The organism is Armatimonadota bacterium (genome assembly GCA_036504095.1).
Classification (GTDB): domain Bacteria; phylum Armatimonadota; class DTGP01; order JAKQQT01; family JAKQQT01; genus DASXUL01.
On record DASXVS010000036.1, the window covers coordinates 20,087 to 37,232 of the forward strand.

Annotated in this window: 14 protein-coding genes; 1 reads left to right on the forward strand and 13 read right to left on the reverse strand. The window is 62.7% G+C overall.

What is annotated here, in order from left to right:
- Positions 1-5: 5 nt before the first annotated feature.
- The 5 genes from VGM51_07030 to purE form a co-directional block, all read right to left on the reverse strand.
- Positions 6-1,532 (reverse strand): VCBS repeat-containing protein, encoded by a 1,527-nt coding sequence (locus tag VGM51_07030; protein ID HEY3412795.1) that lies wholly within the window; start codon positions 1,530-1,532, stop codon positions 6-8.
- Positions 1,533-2,079: 547 nt separating this feature from the next.
- A complete protein-coding gene (locus VGM51_07035) occupies positions 2,080-2,676 on the reverse strand; it encodes a PEP-CTERM sorting domain-containing protein (protein ID HEY3412796.1) in 597 nt (198 codons plus the stop codon).
- A gap of 507 nt (positions 2,677-3,183) precedes the next feature.
- A complete protein-coding gene (locus VGM51_07040) occupies positions 3,184-4,158 on the reverse strand; it encodes a cysteine synthase family protein (protein HEY3412797.1) in 975 nt (324 codons plus the stop codon).
- A gap of 129 nt (positions 4,159-4,287) precedes the next feature.
- On the reverse strand, positions 4,288-4,596 hold the full coding sequence (locus tag VGM51_07045) for a YkvA family protein (GenBank protein HEY3412798.1): 309 nt from the start codon (positions 4,594-4,596) through the stop codon (positions 4,288-4,290).
- Between the two features lie 16 nt (positions 4,597-4,612).
- Entirely contained in the window at positions 4,613-5,116 is a 504-nt protein-coding gene (gene purE / locus VGM51_07050; GenBank protein ID HEY3412799.1) for a 5-(carboxyamino)imidazole ribonucleotide mutase, read from the reverse strand.
- Between the two features lie 186 nt (positions 5,117-5,302).
- Between purE and VGM51_07055 the strand changes: the two genes are divergently transcribed.
- Positions 5,303-7,384 (forward strand): prolyl oligopeptidase family serine peptidase, encoded by a 2,082-nt coding sequence (locus tag VGM51_07055; GenBank protein ID HEY3412800.1) that lies wholly within the window; start codon positions 5,303-5,305, stop codon positions 7,382-7,384.
- Positions 7,385-7,393: 9 nt separating this feature from the next.
- Here the strand turns inward: VGM51_07055 and VGM51_07060 are convergent, their stop codons facing one another.
- The 8 genes from VGM51_07060 to VGM51_07095 all read right to left on the reverse strand — a co-directional run.
- Positions 7,394-8,560, reverse strand: a complete 1,167-nt coding sequence (locus VGM51_07060; protein HEY3412801.1) for a prolyl oligopeptidase family serine peptidase — start codon at positions 8,558-8,560, stop codon at positions 7,394-7,396.
- Positions 8,561-8,564: 4 nt separating this feature from the next.
- Complete coding sequence (locus VGM51_07065; GenBank protein HEY3412802.1) at positions 8,565-8,777, reverse strand: hypothetical protein; 213 nt, start codon at positions 8,775-8,777, stop codon at positions 8,565-8,567.
- The gene (locus VGM51_07070) at positions 8,774-10,417 is read right to left on the reverse strand and encodes a SagB/ThcOx family dehydrogenase (protein HEY3412803.1); all 1,644 of its coding nucleotides are present in this window, start codon (positions 10,415-10,417) and stop codon (positions 8,774-8,776) included. Before VGM51_07070 ends, VGM51_07065 begins: the two co-directional genes overlap by 4 nt.
- On the reverse strand, positions 10,414-12,711 hold the full coding sequence (locus VGM51_07075) for a DNA translocase FtsK 4TM domain-containing protein (protein ID HEY3412804.1): 2,298 nt from the start codon (positions 12,709-12,711) through the stop codon (positions 10,414-10,416). Before VGM51_07075 ends, VGM51_07070 begins: the two co-directional genes overlap by 4 nt.
- A gap of 149 nt (positions 12,712-12,860) precedes the next feature.
- Positions 12,861-13,658 (reverse strand): phosphatase PAP2 family protein, encoded by a 798-nt coding sequence (locus VGM51_07080; GenBank protein ID HEY3412805.1) that lies wholly within the window; start codon positions 13,656-13,658, stop codon positions 12,861-12,863.
- 29 nt (positions 13,659-13,687) lie between these two features.
- Complete coding sequence (locus tag VGM51_07085; GenBank protein HEY3412806.1) at positions 13,688-14,512, reverse strand: hypothetical protein; 825 nt, start codon at positions 14,510-14,512, stop codon at positions 13,688-13,690.
- Between the two features lie 6 nt (positions 14,513-14,518).
- Complete coding sequence (locus tag VGM51_07090) at positions 14,519-16,909, reverse strand: glycoside hydrolase family 38 C-terminal domain-containing protein (GenBank protein HEY3412807.1); 2,391 nt, start codon at positions 16,907-16,909, stop codon at positions 14,519-14,521.
- A 34-nt stretch (positions 16,910-16,943) separates the two neighbouring features.
- The coding region (locus VGM51_07095; GenBank protein ID HEY3412808.1) for a hypothetical protein at positions 16,944-17,146 on the reverse strand (203 nt) is incomplete at its 5' end.

The following is a 17,146-nucleotide window of genomic DNA, read 5'->3' on the forward strand; positions in this document are numbered from 1 at the left end:
CCGGCTTAGTTCATGACTTCGAGGCCGCCGACCACCCGGGCGAGTTTCAGGACATCGAGGATGTCAACTTTGCCGTCGCCATTCAGATCACCCTTCAGTCCACCGGACGCCGCTGTGACCGTGATCGTGGCGGAAGCGGCTACCCCGCCCAGAGAGGCGGTGATGACGGCGGTTCCCGTATACGGCGGGTTTGCGGTGATGTGGACCGTGGAGCTTGACTGGCCTTCCGGTATGGTGATGCTCCCGGGCGCCCAGATCAGCCTGGTATCCGAAACCTGGATGGGGACGGTGAGGCCTCCAGCGGGGGCTGCGCGGGTGAGGGTAACCGTCATTGTGGATGCCGATCCCGTCGCGATGCTCGACGGGTTGAGGGTCACACCCTGTACATATGCCGTCACGTTCAGCAGGACGGTCACGCCGCTGGGCGTGTTCGCGAGGATCAGGTCCTGGCTCCCGTTGCCGTCAAAGTCGCCAACGGCGACGCCCAGGTGGGTTATTCCCCCGGCAAGGGTGGCCGGCGCGGCGAATGAGGTAGACCCTGCGTTGAGGAAAAGGCTGATGTCCTGAGTGCCGGTGTTGGCCGTGGCAACGTCCGGGCGGCCATCGCCATTGAAATCGCCTATGGCGAGGGCGATGGGGCTCTTGCCTCCAGAGTAGAGCACGGCCTTCTGGAAAGTGCCGTCGCCATTGCCCTTCAGGGTATTGACGCCGCTGGCTTGAGCCATGTTATCGCAGACCACGATGTCCATTTTGCCGTCGCCGTCGAGGTCGCGAGGCACCGCGCTGTAGGGCACATACCCTGCGGGAGTGTTGATGGCGGCCTGGAACGTGCCGTTACCGTTGCCCAGCAACACGCTGACATTTCGACCGTTCTTGTTGGCCGTGAGGATGTCGAGATTCGGCCCCGAGGTGAACTTGGCGAGGGCAACGGAATCAGGGCCGGCGCCCACGGGGTAGACGGTCGTTGCGGTGAAGACGCCCGCCCCGTTGTTCATCAGCACGCTTACGTTGCCGGTGCCGGTATTGGCTACCACTGCGTCCAGCTTGCCGTTGTTGTTGACGTCTCCGAGGGCGACCGCCGCGGGCGAAGGAGTTCCGCTTACGCCGGCGGGCAGGACACTATAGGAGGAGGGCGCCTGGAACGTGCCGTTGCCATTGTTAAGGAGAACGCTGATAGTCCCGCTCGCCATGTTGCTCACGACGATGTCCGGCTTTCCGTCACCGTTTACATCCCCGATGACTGCCCAGACTGGGGAGTTGCCCACGGCGTAGGTTGCAGGTGGGTTGAACGATCCGGTGCCATCGTGTTTGTTGAGCAATACGGTGACGGTTCCGCTGGTGTTGTTCACGATCACGGCGTCGGGCGCGCCGTCGTTATTCAAATCACCAACCGCGATATACTGCGGATTCTGACCGGTGGGGTAGTTGGCGAGGGGGCTGAACGTTATTTGCCCATGGGCGGGCGACACGACAAATGCAAGAGACAATGAGAGGAAACCAAACGCGATAACGTTCAGGAGCCATCTGGCCATGAGAAACACCCTTCTGCGAGTCCGATCACGACACCACTTAAATCGTGGGGCGCGATTCCAATCGGTCCGATTCCGGAAAATGTCGACGTCCGGCATTCCGCAGACTGTACTCCCAGTGATAAGCATTCAATCTCAGACTTATCACTGTGGTGACGGCACAGGCCGCGTATCGGTTACTGACGGGATCCCTCGAACGTGAGCATAACTAGGGTGATCGAAGGAATTCATTACGTGTGGTTGCCACCGGGCAATTCCGATTTCCGCTCACTGTTCGGTGTCCAGCCTACATCCAGAATTCCATGGTCGAGGTATCTTTATCATACCATCTCTTCATCGCTGACGCAACTATTTTCCGAGAAGAGGTTTAGCCCTGCTATGGAGGATGGTATAGGTAAGGTTCTGGATCAGGCCCAGATTGCTATAAGTCTGCAGGTGTATTCAGATTGGTTTCAGCCAGGGGTGAACCTATGAAGGGACCGATCCATCAGGAACGGTCCCTTCATTTTTATCGAGCCAACCGATTGGCAGGATCTTCGGGCCCGATCGGTTATTTGCGGCGGCGAGCCAGTCCCAAGAGGGGGAGGATGCCAACGCCCAGCAACGCAAAGGTGCCAGGCTCCGGAACAGCCGATACGTGCGCGCCAATGGCACCGAGGGCGCCACCGGGAGCTTCGGGCGCCGTGTAGGTGCCCAAGGCCACGTGGTACGTAACCGCGCCCAACGTGACGTTATAGAACAGAGGCCCTGTGTTCGTGTTGACGATGTTCGCTGTGCCTCCGGAGACCGTTCCGGACAGAGTGCCCTTGAACAGCAGGGAGGGAGCGTTCGCCGGAGTGAACTGGCCGCTTGCGACATCCGTGAGGTCCATCGTGATGACGTAAGGTACTACGAAGACGTCCGGTGTGCTGTCGCTCGCCGTGCTGGTAACGCGGAGGTTCGCAAGAACCACATCCGTCCCGTCACCGCCCGCGAATTTGTTCAGGTTGCCACCCGGCAGGAAGAAGAGCGTGGATGAGCCGCTGATCGCACTGCCTCCGGGGGGCGGATTGACGGTTTCGAAATGATCGAAATACTGGGCACGGGCGGCGCCGGCGAGACCGATTGCAACGCCGACGGCCACTAGACTGGTCAAGAATCTCTTCATAAGTTGATTCCTTTCTCGGCGGCGATTATCCGCCTTTTCCTGGTCATTGCGGCGGTTGCCGCGGAGAGACGATTTCAAGTGACGTGTGGACCTACTCACACATGGTCAAAGGTTGCACAAATTGTGCCAACCTGAGCGTCATCACCCCGCAGGTCTTCCGTCCCATTCCGCAGGCGCCGACGCTGTAAGGGAACGTCCCCAAAGTTGGAACGTTCCTAAGCCCAATCCCCTGAATCGCCCGGTTGTTACCGCCATTATATCCAAATCCGGCCCGGCTGCCCACTCGCTTGCGTGTCCCGAGGCGCGCTGCGCCCGTCGCCGCAGGCACGAATGCGCTGTTTCCACTTTTTAACACATGAATCATCGCCGGCGCTCCGAAATGACTTTCAACCGTGGGGATGAAGAGCGCGATCATCCGGCCAGCCGCTACGTATTCGGTCAGCGAGCCGCACAACGAAGTGTCACCTTGTCCGCCTGTTTCCCTTTTTTGTCAGTGACGTGATGGATTCAGACGGGTTCGGGAGCGGAGTTAAGGCCGAAGCGCGACCGGGCCCGTTCGAGGGCGCTTCCTTGCGGCGTGAAGAGCCGCGTGCTGAAATAGCGCTCAGACCGGTCGCACAATACCGTCACGACGACGCTTCCCGGGCCGAGGCGGTCCATCACATTGAGTGCGGCAAGAACGTTGGCGCCAGAGGAAGTCCCAACGGGCAGCCCGAACTCGTGCATCAGGCGCTGTGTCATAATCATCGCGTCCAGGCTGCTCACGCGTTCGGTGCTGTCGATGGCGTTGACGTCGATCAGCGGTGGTATGAAGCCGTCGCCGATTCCCTCGATCGAATGCATGCACGGCATCTCCCCGCTCAGCAGCGCCGCCTCGGTTGGCTCCATCGCGACGATCTCCACCTTCGGGTATGCCTTACGGAGAGCGCGGCCCACGCCCATCAGGGTGCCCCCGGTGCCGTATCCCGCGACGAAGGCGCTGATCGGCACCGGCACCTGGCGCAGGATTTCACGGCCCGTGAACACGTCGTGGTCTTCGACGTTTTCGGGATTCTCGAACTGGCGTGGAAGGAAGACGTGGGGATCCTCGGCCGCCATGGTGCGCGTTATCTCCACGCCCTTCCAGTATTCGATGCGGTCCGGGCGTTCAGAAAAGAGAATAACCTCGCCGCCGTAGGCCTCAATAATCTTCCGTCGCTCAACGCTGGCCTGCTCGGACATCACGATCTTCACAGGGATGCCGACCGCGGCGCCGACCATGCTCATCGCGATGCCGGTGTTGCCACTGCTGCACTCGACGATGACCGACCCTTCCTTCAATTCGCCCGTCTCGATCGCCCGGGTGATAATGAACCGCGCAATACGGTCCTTGATGCTGCCGCTCGGATTCAGAAACTCGCATTTGACGAGGATGCGGTGGCCGCGCTCGGGAAAATCGAGCGGAATCAGGGGCGTGTTGCCAATCAGGTCGAGTACAGACATTGTGCCGGGGGAATCCTTTCGCATTGATGCGCGCGAGCGCACCCTCATGGTAACGTTTCGGATCGAGTGCTGCCAATGATCGGCGCAACGACCCTCTGAGTGAGGCGCAGGGCACAATGGCGGACCCGGTCAGTTGGGGGCGACGTCGCGGGTCACCGGTGGGGAGACCAGTTGATTGCGGCGGCAGTCCTCGACAACGACCCTGGGTACCGAACGCATCGCCAGAATGACGAGAAGGGGTACGATCACGGCATCGTCCAAATGGCCGATCACGGGGATGAAGTCCGGGATAATATCGATGGGGCTGAGGAGATAGCCGATTGCCAAGGACAGAAGCGCGCGCGAATGCCACGGGGTACGCGGATCGCGCGCGATATCGCGGTAGAAGCTCAGTTCGCGCTTCAAGGAAGCCATCGCGGATTTGAGGCGGGATTTCATGGGGCAACCGATCGATTCAGAGGATCGAGTTCTCCAGGACCTTGGCCGTTTGCTCGACGCGGTATGCTTTGAGTTTGTCGCGGAGTTCGGGGTGCGAGATCGCCAGGATAGCCACGGCCATCAGTGCGGCATTCACGGCGCCCGGCCTGCCAAGCCCCATCGTGCCCACCGGAATCCCCGGAGGCATCTGCGCGATGCTGAGAAGCGAATCCAGACCTGCCAGCGCCTGCCCGGGCATCGGCACCCCCAGAACAGGCAAAGTGGTGTGAGCCGCCAGGACCCCGGGAAGCGCGGCCGCCATCCCGGCCCCGGCGATGATGACCTCGAAGCCTCGGCCTTCCGCTTCGCGCGCATACGATGCGCACTCATCCGGTGTGCGGTGGGCGGACATCACACGGCATTCGTGGGCGATCCCGAAGCCGTCCAATGTCTCGTGCGCGGCTCGCATCAATTCCCAATCGGATTTGCTTCCAACGATAACGGCGACAATCGGCTTTTCGGCGGCATGGCTATTGGACATTCTGAACTCCCTTTACACGGTTACGCACTATACTTTGTCACAGAACCCCTGTCAGTCAACTTTGAGACACGCCCTGACGTACCGTCTGTTATCCGGGAGAACGAATTGATCCGCACCCCATTCACTCGACCCATCGCCCGAACGGTCCTCCTCAGCGTGTGTCTCGCCGGAGGAGCCACGTCCGCAATGTCATCCAGTGAAATGAAGCCGCATTATCCGGTCGCCCGGAAGTCCGATCAGACGGATGTATATCCTGGCGCCAAGGTTTCCGACCCGTACCGGTGGCTCGAAGAGCCGGATTCCCCCGAAACGCGCGAGTGGATCGCCGCGGAGAACGATATCACGTCCGGTTACCTTCGCGGCATCCCCCAGCGGGATGCCTTCCGCAAGCGGGTCGAGGCTCTGTGGGACTACGAGAAGTACGGTGTCCCGTACCAGCGCGGCGGACGGTATTTTATTACCCGGAACGATGGCTTGCAGAATCAGGCCGTGTTGTACGTCATGGATGGTCTTCACGCCAAACCCCGGCTGCTGCTTGATCCAAACACCCTGTCCAAAGATGGAACGGTCGCCGTCGACTCCTACAGCGTGAGTGAGGACGGAAAACGCCTGGCGTACTCCCTTGCCGCCTCGGGGAGCGACTGGGTGGAGTGGAGGGTCCGGGATGTTGCGTCCGGCGAAGACCTTCCCGACCACCTCAAATGGAGCAAGTTCTCGGGCGCGGCGTGGGCGCACGATGGCTCCGGGTTCTACTACAATCGTTACGCGGAACCGGAAGCCGGCAAGCAGCTTGAGCAGGCCAACTACAACCAGATGGTGTATTTCCATCGGATCGGCGCAGGGCAGGCTGCCGACACCCTTGTCTACCAGCGGCCCGACCACAAGGAGTGGATGTTTGGCGCCGAGGTGACCGATGACGGGCGCTACCTTGTGTTGAGCGTTGCCAAGGACACCGGCGCGCGCAACGCGGTCTTCGTGAAGGACCTTCAGCGGCCGGACAACGGCTTCGCGGAAGTGCTGCCGGATTTCGACGCGCAGTATTCGCTGATCGGCAACGAGGGAACGCAATTCTGGTTTCAGACGAACGGCGGCGCTCCTCTTGGCAAGGTCATCGCCATCGATATCGCAAAGCCCGCCCGGGACCAATGGAGGACCTTGATCCCGGAGGTTCGGGAAACGCTGTCATCCGTGAGCCTGGTAAACCACACGTTTGTGGCTCAGTACCTGAAGGACGCCCATTCGGTTGTCCGGCGTTTCGGCGTTAACGGCCAGTACCTTGGCGAGATCGGGCTGCCCGGCCTTGGTTCCGCGGGAGGATTCGGGGGACGGCCCGAGGACAAGGAGACATTCTACTCGTACAGCAGCTTCACGGCGGCGCCGACGGTCTACCGCTACGATTTTGCTGCCGGGACTAGCGAGATCTACCGCGAGCCGACCGTCAAGTTCGTTCCGAGTGACTTCGTCGCGGAGCAGGTGTTCTATACCAGCAAGGATGGCACACGCGTGCCGATGTTCATCGCGTATAAAAAAGGTCTGAAGCGTGACGGCTCGGCGCCCACGATCCTGTACGGCTATGGTGGATTCAATGCGAGCATGACGCCGTTCTTCTCCGTAACGAACCTCGTCTGGATGGAGATGGGCGGCGTTTATGCGATGCCGGGCATCCGGGGTGGGGGAGAATACGGCGAAGAGTGGCACCTGGCGGGCACGAAATTGCTCAAACAGAACGTCTTTGACGACTTCATTGCGGCCGGCGAGTGGCTCATCGCGAACAAGTACAGCTCCACCCCCAAACTGGCCATCAGCGGCGGCAGCAACGGAGGCCTTTTGGTCGGCGCGTGCCTCGTTCAGCGCCCTGACCTGTTTGGCGCGGCGATGCCGGCGGTCGGCGTGATGGATATGCTGCGGTATCAGAAGTTCACCATCGGGTGGGCCTGGGCATCCGACTACGGCACGTCCGATGATCCGAAAGAGTTCAAGGCGCTGTATGCGTATTCGCCGCTGCACAACGTCAAACCGGGGGTGAGATACCCGGCGACGTTCATCACAACGGGAGACCACGACGACCGCGTGGTGCCGGCGCATAGTTTCAAATTCGCGGCGGCGCTTCAGGCCGCCCAAACGGGCGACGCGCCTGTCCTGATCCGGATCGACACCAAAGCGGGCCACGGCGGCGGAAAGCCGACCGCCAAGATCCTGGACGAAATCGCGGACAAGTATGCGTTCCTGATCAAGGAGTTGGGCATGGACGCCTCCGGGCTGAAGTGAGCCGCCGCGTCAAAAAGCCACGTGGAGGGAGATGTAAGGTTTCGCGCGGTTCTGACCGGGCCGTGCTCCAAAGCCTGCGTCCACGTAGCGGTTGACGGTTGCGGCCAGCCCCAGAAACGGGCCGAGGCCGTCCAGCCCGGCGTCAATATGCAGCAGGGCGATGTGGTCCGGTCGGCGGCCAATGGCGAGCGCCTGGTACTGTAGTGCCAGGGTCGGACGCGCGGAGAGACCCGCGACCCATCCCAGCGTGATAGTTGGTGGATGGACCCTGGGGATCGGCGCATCGGCCGGTCGCATGCCCCATTCTGAACGCAGGTAGGCTGTCGTCGTGCGAAAAACGCCCTGTACATCCAGCGCAAGGGCGAAGTGGTTCGTGTCGATCCACTGGATGGGTGGCTTGCCCAGTGCCAGCCACAGTTCTCGCGCCGCAGTAGGCGATACCAGGTCGTCCCTGGCAGCCTCGACCATCAGGACGTGTCGTGGCTGGTTATCAGGCGCAGTCGTGAGAGGGTCTACCGCCCGGAGCATCCTTTCGGCCTCGGTTGTACCGCTGGTGAATGGGTTCCGGCGGACGAGGGCGAACAGGATGCTCTTCTGTCTGAGGCGCTTCAAGTCGCCTGCCCCCAGCATCGCGACACCGGCCTTCAGCCTGGGATCCTGCCCCATCGCGGCGTGGGCCAGGATCGCGCCGAGGCTGACACCGACGACACCGATGCGCCGGGGATCAACCGTTGGCTGATCTGCAAGCCACGTGGCGACCGTGCTGATGTCCGAAGTCGCCTGACGGTACGCTTGCGTCGCGATCCTGACGTCATTGGCGATGAAACGGCGCCCCGCGGGTTCACGGGGGAGCCGGCGATCCATGTGGTACGGAAAGACAATCGCCGCAGCGCCAATACCGTTCCGCGCGAGGTGTTTGGCGAACTGGCGCCACAAGCGGAGGCTTCGCTCGCCGAGCGGATGCAGGATAATGACGGCGGGTGCAGGCGCTTGATCCGACCCAACCGCTGGATAGTATGAAACCGAGATAGAATCGTTGCGGGGGAAACCACTGGGGCTCGCACTGGGTATCCGCGCATCGATTGCGCCTGGCTGGGTTGGCGATGCAACGGCATGCGAAACGGCGAGCGCCAGAATTGCGAGAGTGCGACATCCCCAGTTTCCCAACCTCCTCATTTTCTCATATTCCCGTTTCCTTCGGAACGGGTTCCCATTTGTCGCAGCCGCCCGAGCCGCTGACCACCAGGTGAAGCTCCGCCAGCGGTGGCAGGAGGCACTTGGCGACGCTGTCTTTCAGGGCGGTCGTGCGCGTAATGCGCACATCCCAGTTGCGGCAACTGGCGCAGGTGCGCTGGCGCGCGGGAGCGTTCTCCCCGACCGGGTTGTGGCTCATCGGTGTCCTCCTCTTTCGCGTTCAAGATGGGCGTACGGCGGCTCCGTGAGGAGACGCTCGTCCTCAATGGGATACCCTACCGTGAAATGGTACATGCTCTGGAATTCGGTCGTTTCCAGGCCCAGCAGGCGGTGGAACGCATCGTCAAGATAGCAGCCGATGCCGGTCCCTCGAACACCCTGCGCTTCGGCCTCCAGGTACAGCGCCTGCCCGATGACACCCGCCTCCCAGAACAGCCTTCGGTACCACCAAGGTCCACCCTCGCGGATGACCGGGTCAAACTCGGCGACCATGCCGAGAGTGAAGAACCCGTGCGAAGCGATGTCCTGGGTACAGGAGACGAGGCGCATCGCCTCGCGGTAATCGCCGTCCTGAAGATGGTAGAGGGTGACGCCGGGCGCATCGTACTCGACGGACCAATCGAATGAAGCCGAGCAGGCGGATTTGAGGCGGTTCAGGGTTTGGTTACTGCGCATGACAGAGTACAAGCCGGGGGCTAAATCGTCTACGCGGTGCACTGCGATGACCGGGTGAACGAGTGGATCCCACGGCAGCGCATCGAACGGCGCGGCATCGCGCGTGGCGAGGCGGTCAACTATTGAGAAGAAGGAGTCGGCCTTCAGCGTGCGCCGAGGATCGAAGGCCTGGGCGCTTCGCCTCTTCCGGACGATATCAATCGCTCTCTCTCCGTACGCGGCAGGCAGGTCGACCCTGGGACGAGTGGAGGGCGAAACCTCGTGAGTCGCCGGCTTCACGGCGGCCTGGGCAGTTTCCTCAATCACCGGCCACGGGTGGTGCGTAACGCTTAGCCTGTTCGCCACTCCGGTCCAGGCGCCTGTGCTCGCCAAACGCGCGAGGGGTTCCGTGTCCGGGGTCGTCGTCGGCCGTGGCGAGACCAGTAGAAGCGCGTCCGGCGATTCGTCCTCGGCTTCAACGAAGTCCTGCGGACGGTCGAGCCCCAACAACCCGGCGATTTCACTGTCGGAGGCGCTAGGCAGTAAGGCCGCCTTCCAGCCAAGCGCGGCGGCGGCGAAGCGGACGGCGGCAATCGCGTGCCCGACGTCGTGCTGGCAGTAGCGGTAGGCGCGTTCGCCGTATTTCCAGGCCTCGCGCCAGTGGATGGAGGTCAATCCGATCACTACAGCGTCCCGTATCGACGGCTGGAACGCGCAGCGATGCTCCAGCGCGTGGATGGCCGGAGCGTAGTGGTGGACGCCGGCCTGGATGCCGGGCAGTTCCGCGCAGACGAGGTAGCCCTCCGTGGGGTGCAGATTGCCGCTGGACGGGTTATTGCGCAGAGCCCATCGCGTGCCGCCGGCAGACTTCCATGCGGAGAGGCCAAGTGACAATTCGAACAGGGCCCCGAGGGACTCGGCGTCGACGGGTCTAGGCGCGGCTGCATCGGCGGCATAAAGCGCCTCATAAGGCGTGGCGATCAGATCGGCGGAGAAGGGGAGCGGTGTGAGGGACGCCCCGTCGAAGCGGCGAAATGGGTCCGGCTGGGTCGCCCAGTCCAGGTAACCCAACGAGGCGGCGTATCGCCCGAAGGCGTGCTTGCTCCGTTCGTGGTAGGCGGACACACGGGCGGCGTCATCGTGCTGACTCTGCATGTTGAGGGTGCGGACGGGGTTGGTGTTCACTCCGTGAACGGGCCGTCCGGATCCCAATCGGGCATCGCCGACACGCCGCCGAACAGGATGTCGAGGTCGCCCTTGTTGATGAGGATTTCGCGCGGTTTGGCTCCGTCCAGCGATCCGACGATACCTTGTTCCTCCATGATGTCCACCAGCCTGGCGGCGCGGGTGTATCCCACCTTGAACTTGCGCTGGATCATGCTGGTGCTGGCGTGCCCGGTATTCACCACGAGGCGGACAGCCTGTTCGAAGAGTTCATCGTCGGAACCCCCTTCGGAAGACGCCATCGCGGCCGCATCCACGCTCATGACCTGCGCGGTATACTCGGGCGGTCCCTGGGCGCGCAGGTGCGACACCACGCGGTCGATCTCCTTCTCGCTGATAAACGGGCCCTGCATACGCGTCGGCTTCGGCGCGTCGATCGGCATATAAAGCAGGTCGCCGCGGCCGATGAGGCGCTCCGCGCCGTTCATGTTGAGGATGGTCCGACTGTCAACGTGGCTGGCGACGGCGAAGGCGATGCGGCTGCCGATGTTGGCCTTGATGGTGCCCGTGATGACGTCCACGCTGGGCCTCTGGGTGGCGATGACGAGGTGGATGCCGGTCGCGCGCGACAACTGGGCGAGGCGGCACACGTGCGCTTCGACCTCCGCTCCCTGCTGCATCATGAGGTCCGCCAGTTCGTCCACGATGATGACGATGAACGGCAATGGCTTCTCGCCTTCGGGGAGTTTTTCGTTGTAGCCGGTGATGTTCCGGCACGAAGCCTTGACGAACAAATCGTAGCGATGTTCCATCTCCTTGATGGCCCACCGCAGGATGCCGGCCGCCTGCTTCACATCCTGAACGACCGGGTGAAGCAGGTGCGGAATGTTGGCGTAAAGGCTCAACTCCACCCGCTTCGGATCGATGAAGATGAACTTCAATTCCTCCGGGGTGGCCCGGTACAGGAGGCTCGTAATGAGAACGTTGAGGCATACCGATTTGCCGCTATTCGTGCTTCCACCCACCAGGAGGTGCGGCATTTTAGCGAGGTCCGCGTATCGCGGGCGGCCGGCCACGTCCACGCCGAGAACGAAGGTGAGTTTGCTCGGAGATTCGAAGAACTCCCTCGTCTCCATGCATTCTCGCAGGCTTACGATCGCGGGCCTTCGCGACGGCACCTCGATTCCGATGGCGCACTTTCCCGGGATCGGCGCCTCCACGCGCACGTCGATGGCGGCAAGGGCCATCGCCAGGTTGTCCGCGAGGCTCACGATCTTGCTGACCTTGATGCCGGGGGCCAGTTGAATCTCGAACCGCGTGACGGTCGGACCGCGCGATATCTCGACAACCTTTGCTTCAATATTGAACTGCGCCAGCGTCGTTTCCAGCGTCTTGATCGTCTCCTGGGCCTCTGCCTCGTTGCGCGCCTGCGGCGGCGCCGGAGGGTTCAGCAGGTCTAGGGTTGGCAGGACGAAGACACCGGAACTCGCGGGTCCCTGCCCTTTCTCGGCGGAGAGGTCGTGAACGCGGACGGCGGGCTTCAGGCGGTCGGCGGAATCGTCGGCATCGGCATTTGCGGCAGGCTTGCGAATGCGGAGTGTGACGGCGCGCGGTGTGACGTACCCGCGCTGGGGCGGTTCCGGCTCTTCGGGTTCGGACAACGCCCGGAACGGTTCCTCGATGAAGGGCGGCTGAGCGCGTGTCGATGCCGCTCGGGCGACACTGCTCGCGCGCACGACGCCCTTGGTCACGGCGTCCGCGCTTCGGCGGGCTCGCCGGGCCGCGCCGCGGACGATCCGGTGCAAGGGCATGTCGACGATCAGCAGCACGGCCAGAATCGCAAGGGCCACCATGACGACCCAGGAACCGCCCATACCGGTCAGGCGAGCCATGCCAGCGGTGATGTATCCGCCGATGAGACCGCCCCCGTGGGTAAACAGGGCCGGCGTTCCCGGTTCAACGGTCATGCCGACTTTCAGCACATGTACGAGCCACAGAACCAGGAGATAGAGGATGGCGCCGCCGATCACGAGATCGAGCGGCGGCTTGTGTTCGCGATCGAGCACGTGCAACACGCCAAGGTAGGCCAGCAGGAGCGCGAAAAACCACGCCCCGGCGCCGAACAGGTAGCGCAGGCCGGTGACAATGGCCTCGCCCGCGGCGCCGCCCAGGGCAGGTTTCGCCAGGGAAATGGCGCAGAGCACCGCGACGGCCATCAGCGTGAGGCCGATGATATCCGCCTCGCGGCGGGACCTTCGGCGTCGCGCCGGACGGTTCGCCACCAAGGGTGCGGCTTTCCTGGTTGCAGCGGGCATTTGGTTCTTGCTTCTCCTGAGCGCGGTCGTTCGCCGCGGTCCTACGGGGCCGGTCGATATACAAACAGACGCAGAGAGGGCGGGAGCGTTCCCACCCTCTCTGTATTATGGGCATTTGCCGCCGGGGATTCAGGCCGGTCCGCGGGCGCCTAGAAGCGCCAGCGCAGAACGTCGTCTTTGTGACGGATAACCTGCCACGCTCCGTAGTAACCCGCTCCGGCGCCCCAGTAGACATCGCTAGGCCAATGATTGGCGCCCTCGATGCGTGCGATGCCCACGCAGGCCGCGAGTGCGTAGAACCCCAGCTTCGCTTTCGGATACTGATGCCCCAATATCACGGCGCTGGCCGTCGCGGCGGTCATATGCCCGGACGGAAAGGAATCATACTTTGTGCTGGGCCCGTGGTATTGGATGGCGTCGGGGGACTGATTGGGCCGCTCCTTCCCGGTCAACATTTTGATCGACTGGCTGAACACGGTAGCGTTCAACACGGAGGCAGCCCAGAGTTTGGCGGTATCGCGCTCACCGGTACGGCCCGCAAGATACATCACCCCCATGGCCGGGAGAAGCACCTTTCCATCGCCAAAATGGTTGAATGTCTTCGCGAACTTCGGCGTGGGTTCACCGGGTCCGGCCACGTTGAACCACTTTTCGGTCTTCCGGTCGTTTGCGAGCGCGATCATGCCCAACGCCACATACGGCAGGGCGCCTTTTTGCCGGAATACCCTTTCGCCGTTCCTGTTGAGCTCCTTGAAGGTCGTGATGGGGTGGCGGAGCGGGTACACAGGCATCGAGGAGTGAATGGCAGGCGGTGCGCCGGAAGGGGCCGAGGATGCCGTAGGCGAGGCATCCGCCGGCAGATACGAAAGGCCGTATCCGGTGGCCGAGGCGGCCGACGTGGAAAGCGCGCCCGCGAGTGATATGAGTGCGATCGATCGGTATGACATGGGTCTCCTGACTTGTGTTTGTGAATGAGCTAACGCTGGATAACTGCTGTGGCGACGCCCTGCGCGGCGAGGCGTTTCGACTCTGCCCGGGCGGCCGTTTCAGAACTGAATGTGCCGACGTTAAGATACCAGCCTTCCACATAGACGGGGAAGGAAGGCACTTTCCGCTCCTGGAGGGACGTCATCTTCACAACGGCGTCTTCACGGGTCAAAAATGGGCCGGTTGCGACGGACCAGGCGTCGTTGAGCCCGGCCTCCGCGCCGACCCGTACATTGTCCAAACCCAGGCGCGCGAGATAGGTTTCGGGCACACGCCATCGGATGCCGATGCGCTTGACGTCCGTGAGCCCGGCCCGGGGATGCCAGATGATGGTGCGCCAATCGCCGCGCACCTGTTCCTGCGGCCCCGCTGCCTCCACGCCGTCGGCGCCAACGACGTACATCCTGGCCGTCACGCCCGCGGTGTTCCCTTTGGCGAGGATGTCGGCGCGCAAGGTGTCCCCGAAGCGGCTCCAATCGACGCGAGGCAAATCCGCATACATGTCAATGGTGTGTGCGCCGGTTGGCCGGCCGGCGGGCTGAACGGACAGCCACCGGTTTCCGCGCGAGGCGGAGCCGCGAACGATTCTGACGCGCGGGAGTTCCCGCGGGCTGACGCTGACCTGCCACCCGCCATATCCGTGCTCGAAGCCCGCCACAACGGCGGGAACGAGGCGGCCGGCAGGCGGAAGGGGTCCGGTGGCTGGAGCCTTCCCTGCAAGCGGGGCAGCGTGACGGGCGCAGCCACAACCGAGGGTCGCGGCGGCGACGGCAATGAAGAGGGTGATCCGGAGGTCTATCCGCAAGTCTCGCACGATGCGCTACTCATCCCCGTGAACGATGCCGATCATCACGATCTCGAAAGGATGCAACTCCCGATCGAACAGTTCGGGCTTCGGCTCATCGGTCAGGACACCCAGCACATCGACCGGTCCGACCCACCCTCCGGCGACCTCGATGCGGATGTAGCCCTCCTTGCCGAGGGACTCGTGCGCGTGAACGCGGTAGCCCCCCGGGACCCTCTCGATCCGCGTTACCTGCACATTGTCCGGGTGCAGAATCTCAAACGGGAGGCCGGCGAGCGGCTCAGGCGCCTCGATGAGCGGCAGGTTGAACCGGTCCCCTTTGCGGCAGAGGTCCGGGCGGCCCGCCGGGCGATAGGGGACAACTGCGTACTCGAATAAGTGTGTGGCGCCCGCTTCGTAGCCCGTCTCCGAGGGGCCTTTGTACTCCATCGCGACGCAGCGGAGGAGAGACAGCGTCAATGCCTCACCGTCCCATCCATTTCCCGGAATTCCCCGATTGAGCAGCAACAGGCCGGCGTGGGCTCCGTTGAGCGCCACCCCATTTTGAGCGGCGTGCTCATTTGCATCCCGGCCCACGAGTCCATAGGGCACGTGATAGAGGGCTTCGGCGTGGCCCAGCGCGGGCCGGAAAACGGCACGCAGGCGCGCGAACTTGGCGGCTGGCTTGACGACCGTACGAAAATCGATGCGGGGCGAGCCTGCGTGGAGGGTGATGGTCTGCTCGAAGTCGACGCGCCACCGTTGAAGGCCCACGGAGCCAATGACGCGGACGCGTGCCCGGAGCGGGCCTTCCTCCAGGACTTCGACGTGCTTTCTGCCGCAATCGGAGAGCGATCCCCTGGAATCAACCCACGGTTTCGCCGGATCCCTGGCCAGCGGCAATGGGTCCACGTAAGGTGTGCGACCGACGTGGCCTCCATCGAGCGGCTGGCGTCCGACAACCCAGAAGTCGCCGTAATCGTGCTCCAGCGACAAGGTGTTGAACAGCGGGCGGTCTCCCGACAGCAAACGCATCTCCGCCGCTCGCCCCTTGAGGACAACCTGGGAGATGTTGCCCAGATCATCGAGCTCCACACGAATGTGGCTGTTCTCGATCGCGCGGTCTGTCGCCGACGCCCCGCCGCTTAAGGGCTCGGAAGATGCCGCGGATGTGATCGTCGTGGTGCCCATCGGGCCGACCGTCAGGCGGGCCACTGCTCCGCCATCGACGCGCTGAACCGGAACCGGCGTACCCGATTCGTCCTGAGCGCCGGGGGCCGACCAGTCTTTCAGGAATACGCACTCGGTTCGCGCTTCCGCCGACGGGTTGAAGACGGTGCGCCCGGCCCGGCGTGTTCCGGTGGGCAGGGCCTCCTGCAACGTGGCGATGATGCGGGCATAATCCGCAACGGCTTCGTCGTTGGCTGGGTCGATGATGGTACCGGAGATCGTGTCGTGGAACTGGTGACGCAGTGCGATCGCGAGGACGTCCTGCCATTCGCCTTGGGGGCGGCCTCCAGCGGCTTCAAAGCGGCGGAGGGTGTCCACCGCGGTCTCCACCTGCCGATTGGCGCGCTTCAGAGCGATGCGTGAGGAATAAGTGCCCTGGAAAGTCGGCGTGAAGTCCGACGGCATGACCGGCAGTTCACTCCAATGCGCGCGGAGCGCCTGGACGAATCGGGGCAGCGTGGAGAAGGCGATGTTTGTGCCTCGGCCGCGCATGCGAGCCAGTAGTTCGGCCGTTTGCGGTGTCGGCGCCGCGAAGTCGCCGCCTACCGGGACGAGGATCGGTTGTCCGGGCGGGAAGAGCGCGTCGAGGCGGTTCAAATAGTCTGTGAACCGGCGGTCGGAGTCGCTCTCCGCGGCCAGGGCCGGGGTAAAACGGTCGTAATGGAGCGGCATTCGGACACCCAGGGTCTCGCTGCCGTCCAGGCCGCGCCATCGGAAATGGTTCGGGTGGCCGGGGTCGGCGCCGCGTGAAAACACATAGGCGGTATAGCCGCATTTGTTCAGCCATTGCGGCAGCGTGGGAGGGTGGTTCCACGGATCGGGGATCCAGCAAACCGTCGGGCGGAGACCGAGCGCGTCTTCGCACCAGTGGAAGCCACGTTCCACTTGCAGGTTGAGTGATTCGGCGCCGGGCATCGCCATATCCGGCATCACGTACATGCCGGGTGCAACATCAAGGCGGTCTTCCTCGGCGAAGAGCCGAAAATCAGCCTGCGCACCGGGATGGATGGCGAACCACTGTTCCAGGAGATATGGCGACTCGACAAGGTAGGTCGCCTGGGGGTCGTTTGCCAGGATCTTCGACGCGGCATCCAGGATGGCGAACCCCTGCTCCAGGTACTCCTGCCGGGTACGAAGGTAGACCACGTCGTAATGGAAGAAAGACAGTACGTGGAAAGTGCGTTCTCTGAGGCTCACGGACAACTCCCTGACGGTTCGTTGCTCTACGCCGTCAGTATAGCCGCGCCGCAGGAGGTAAACGAGGTGATGAGGAAATGGGGAAATGAGGAAATGGGGAAATGAGGAAATCAGGCTGGGTCACAACGCGTGTGTTTTGAATATTTTGGTTACCATGGATGCCAGGTTCGAGCGCGACGTAAAATGTAGATAGTGACGTTCGCGCTTGAGAGGTTTCCATGCTGAAGAAGAAATACC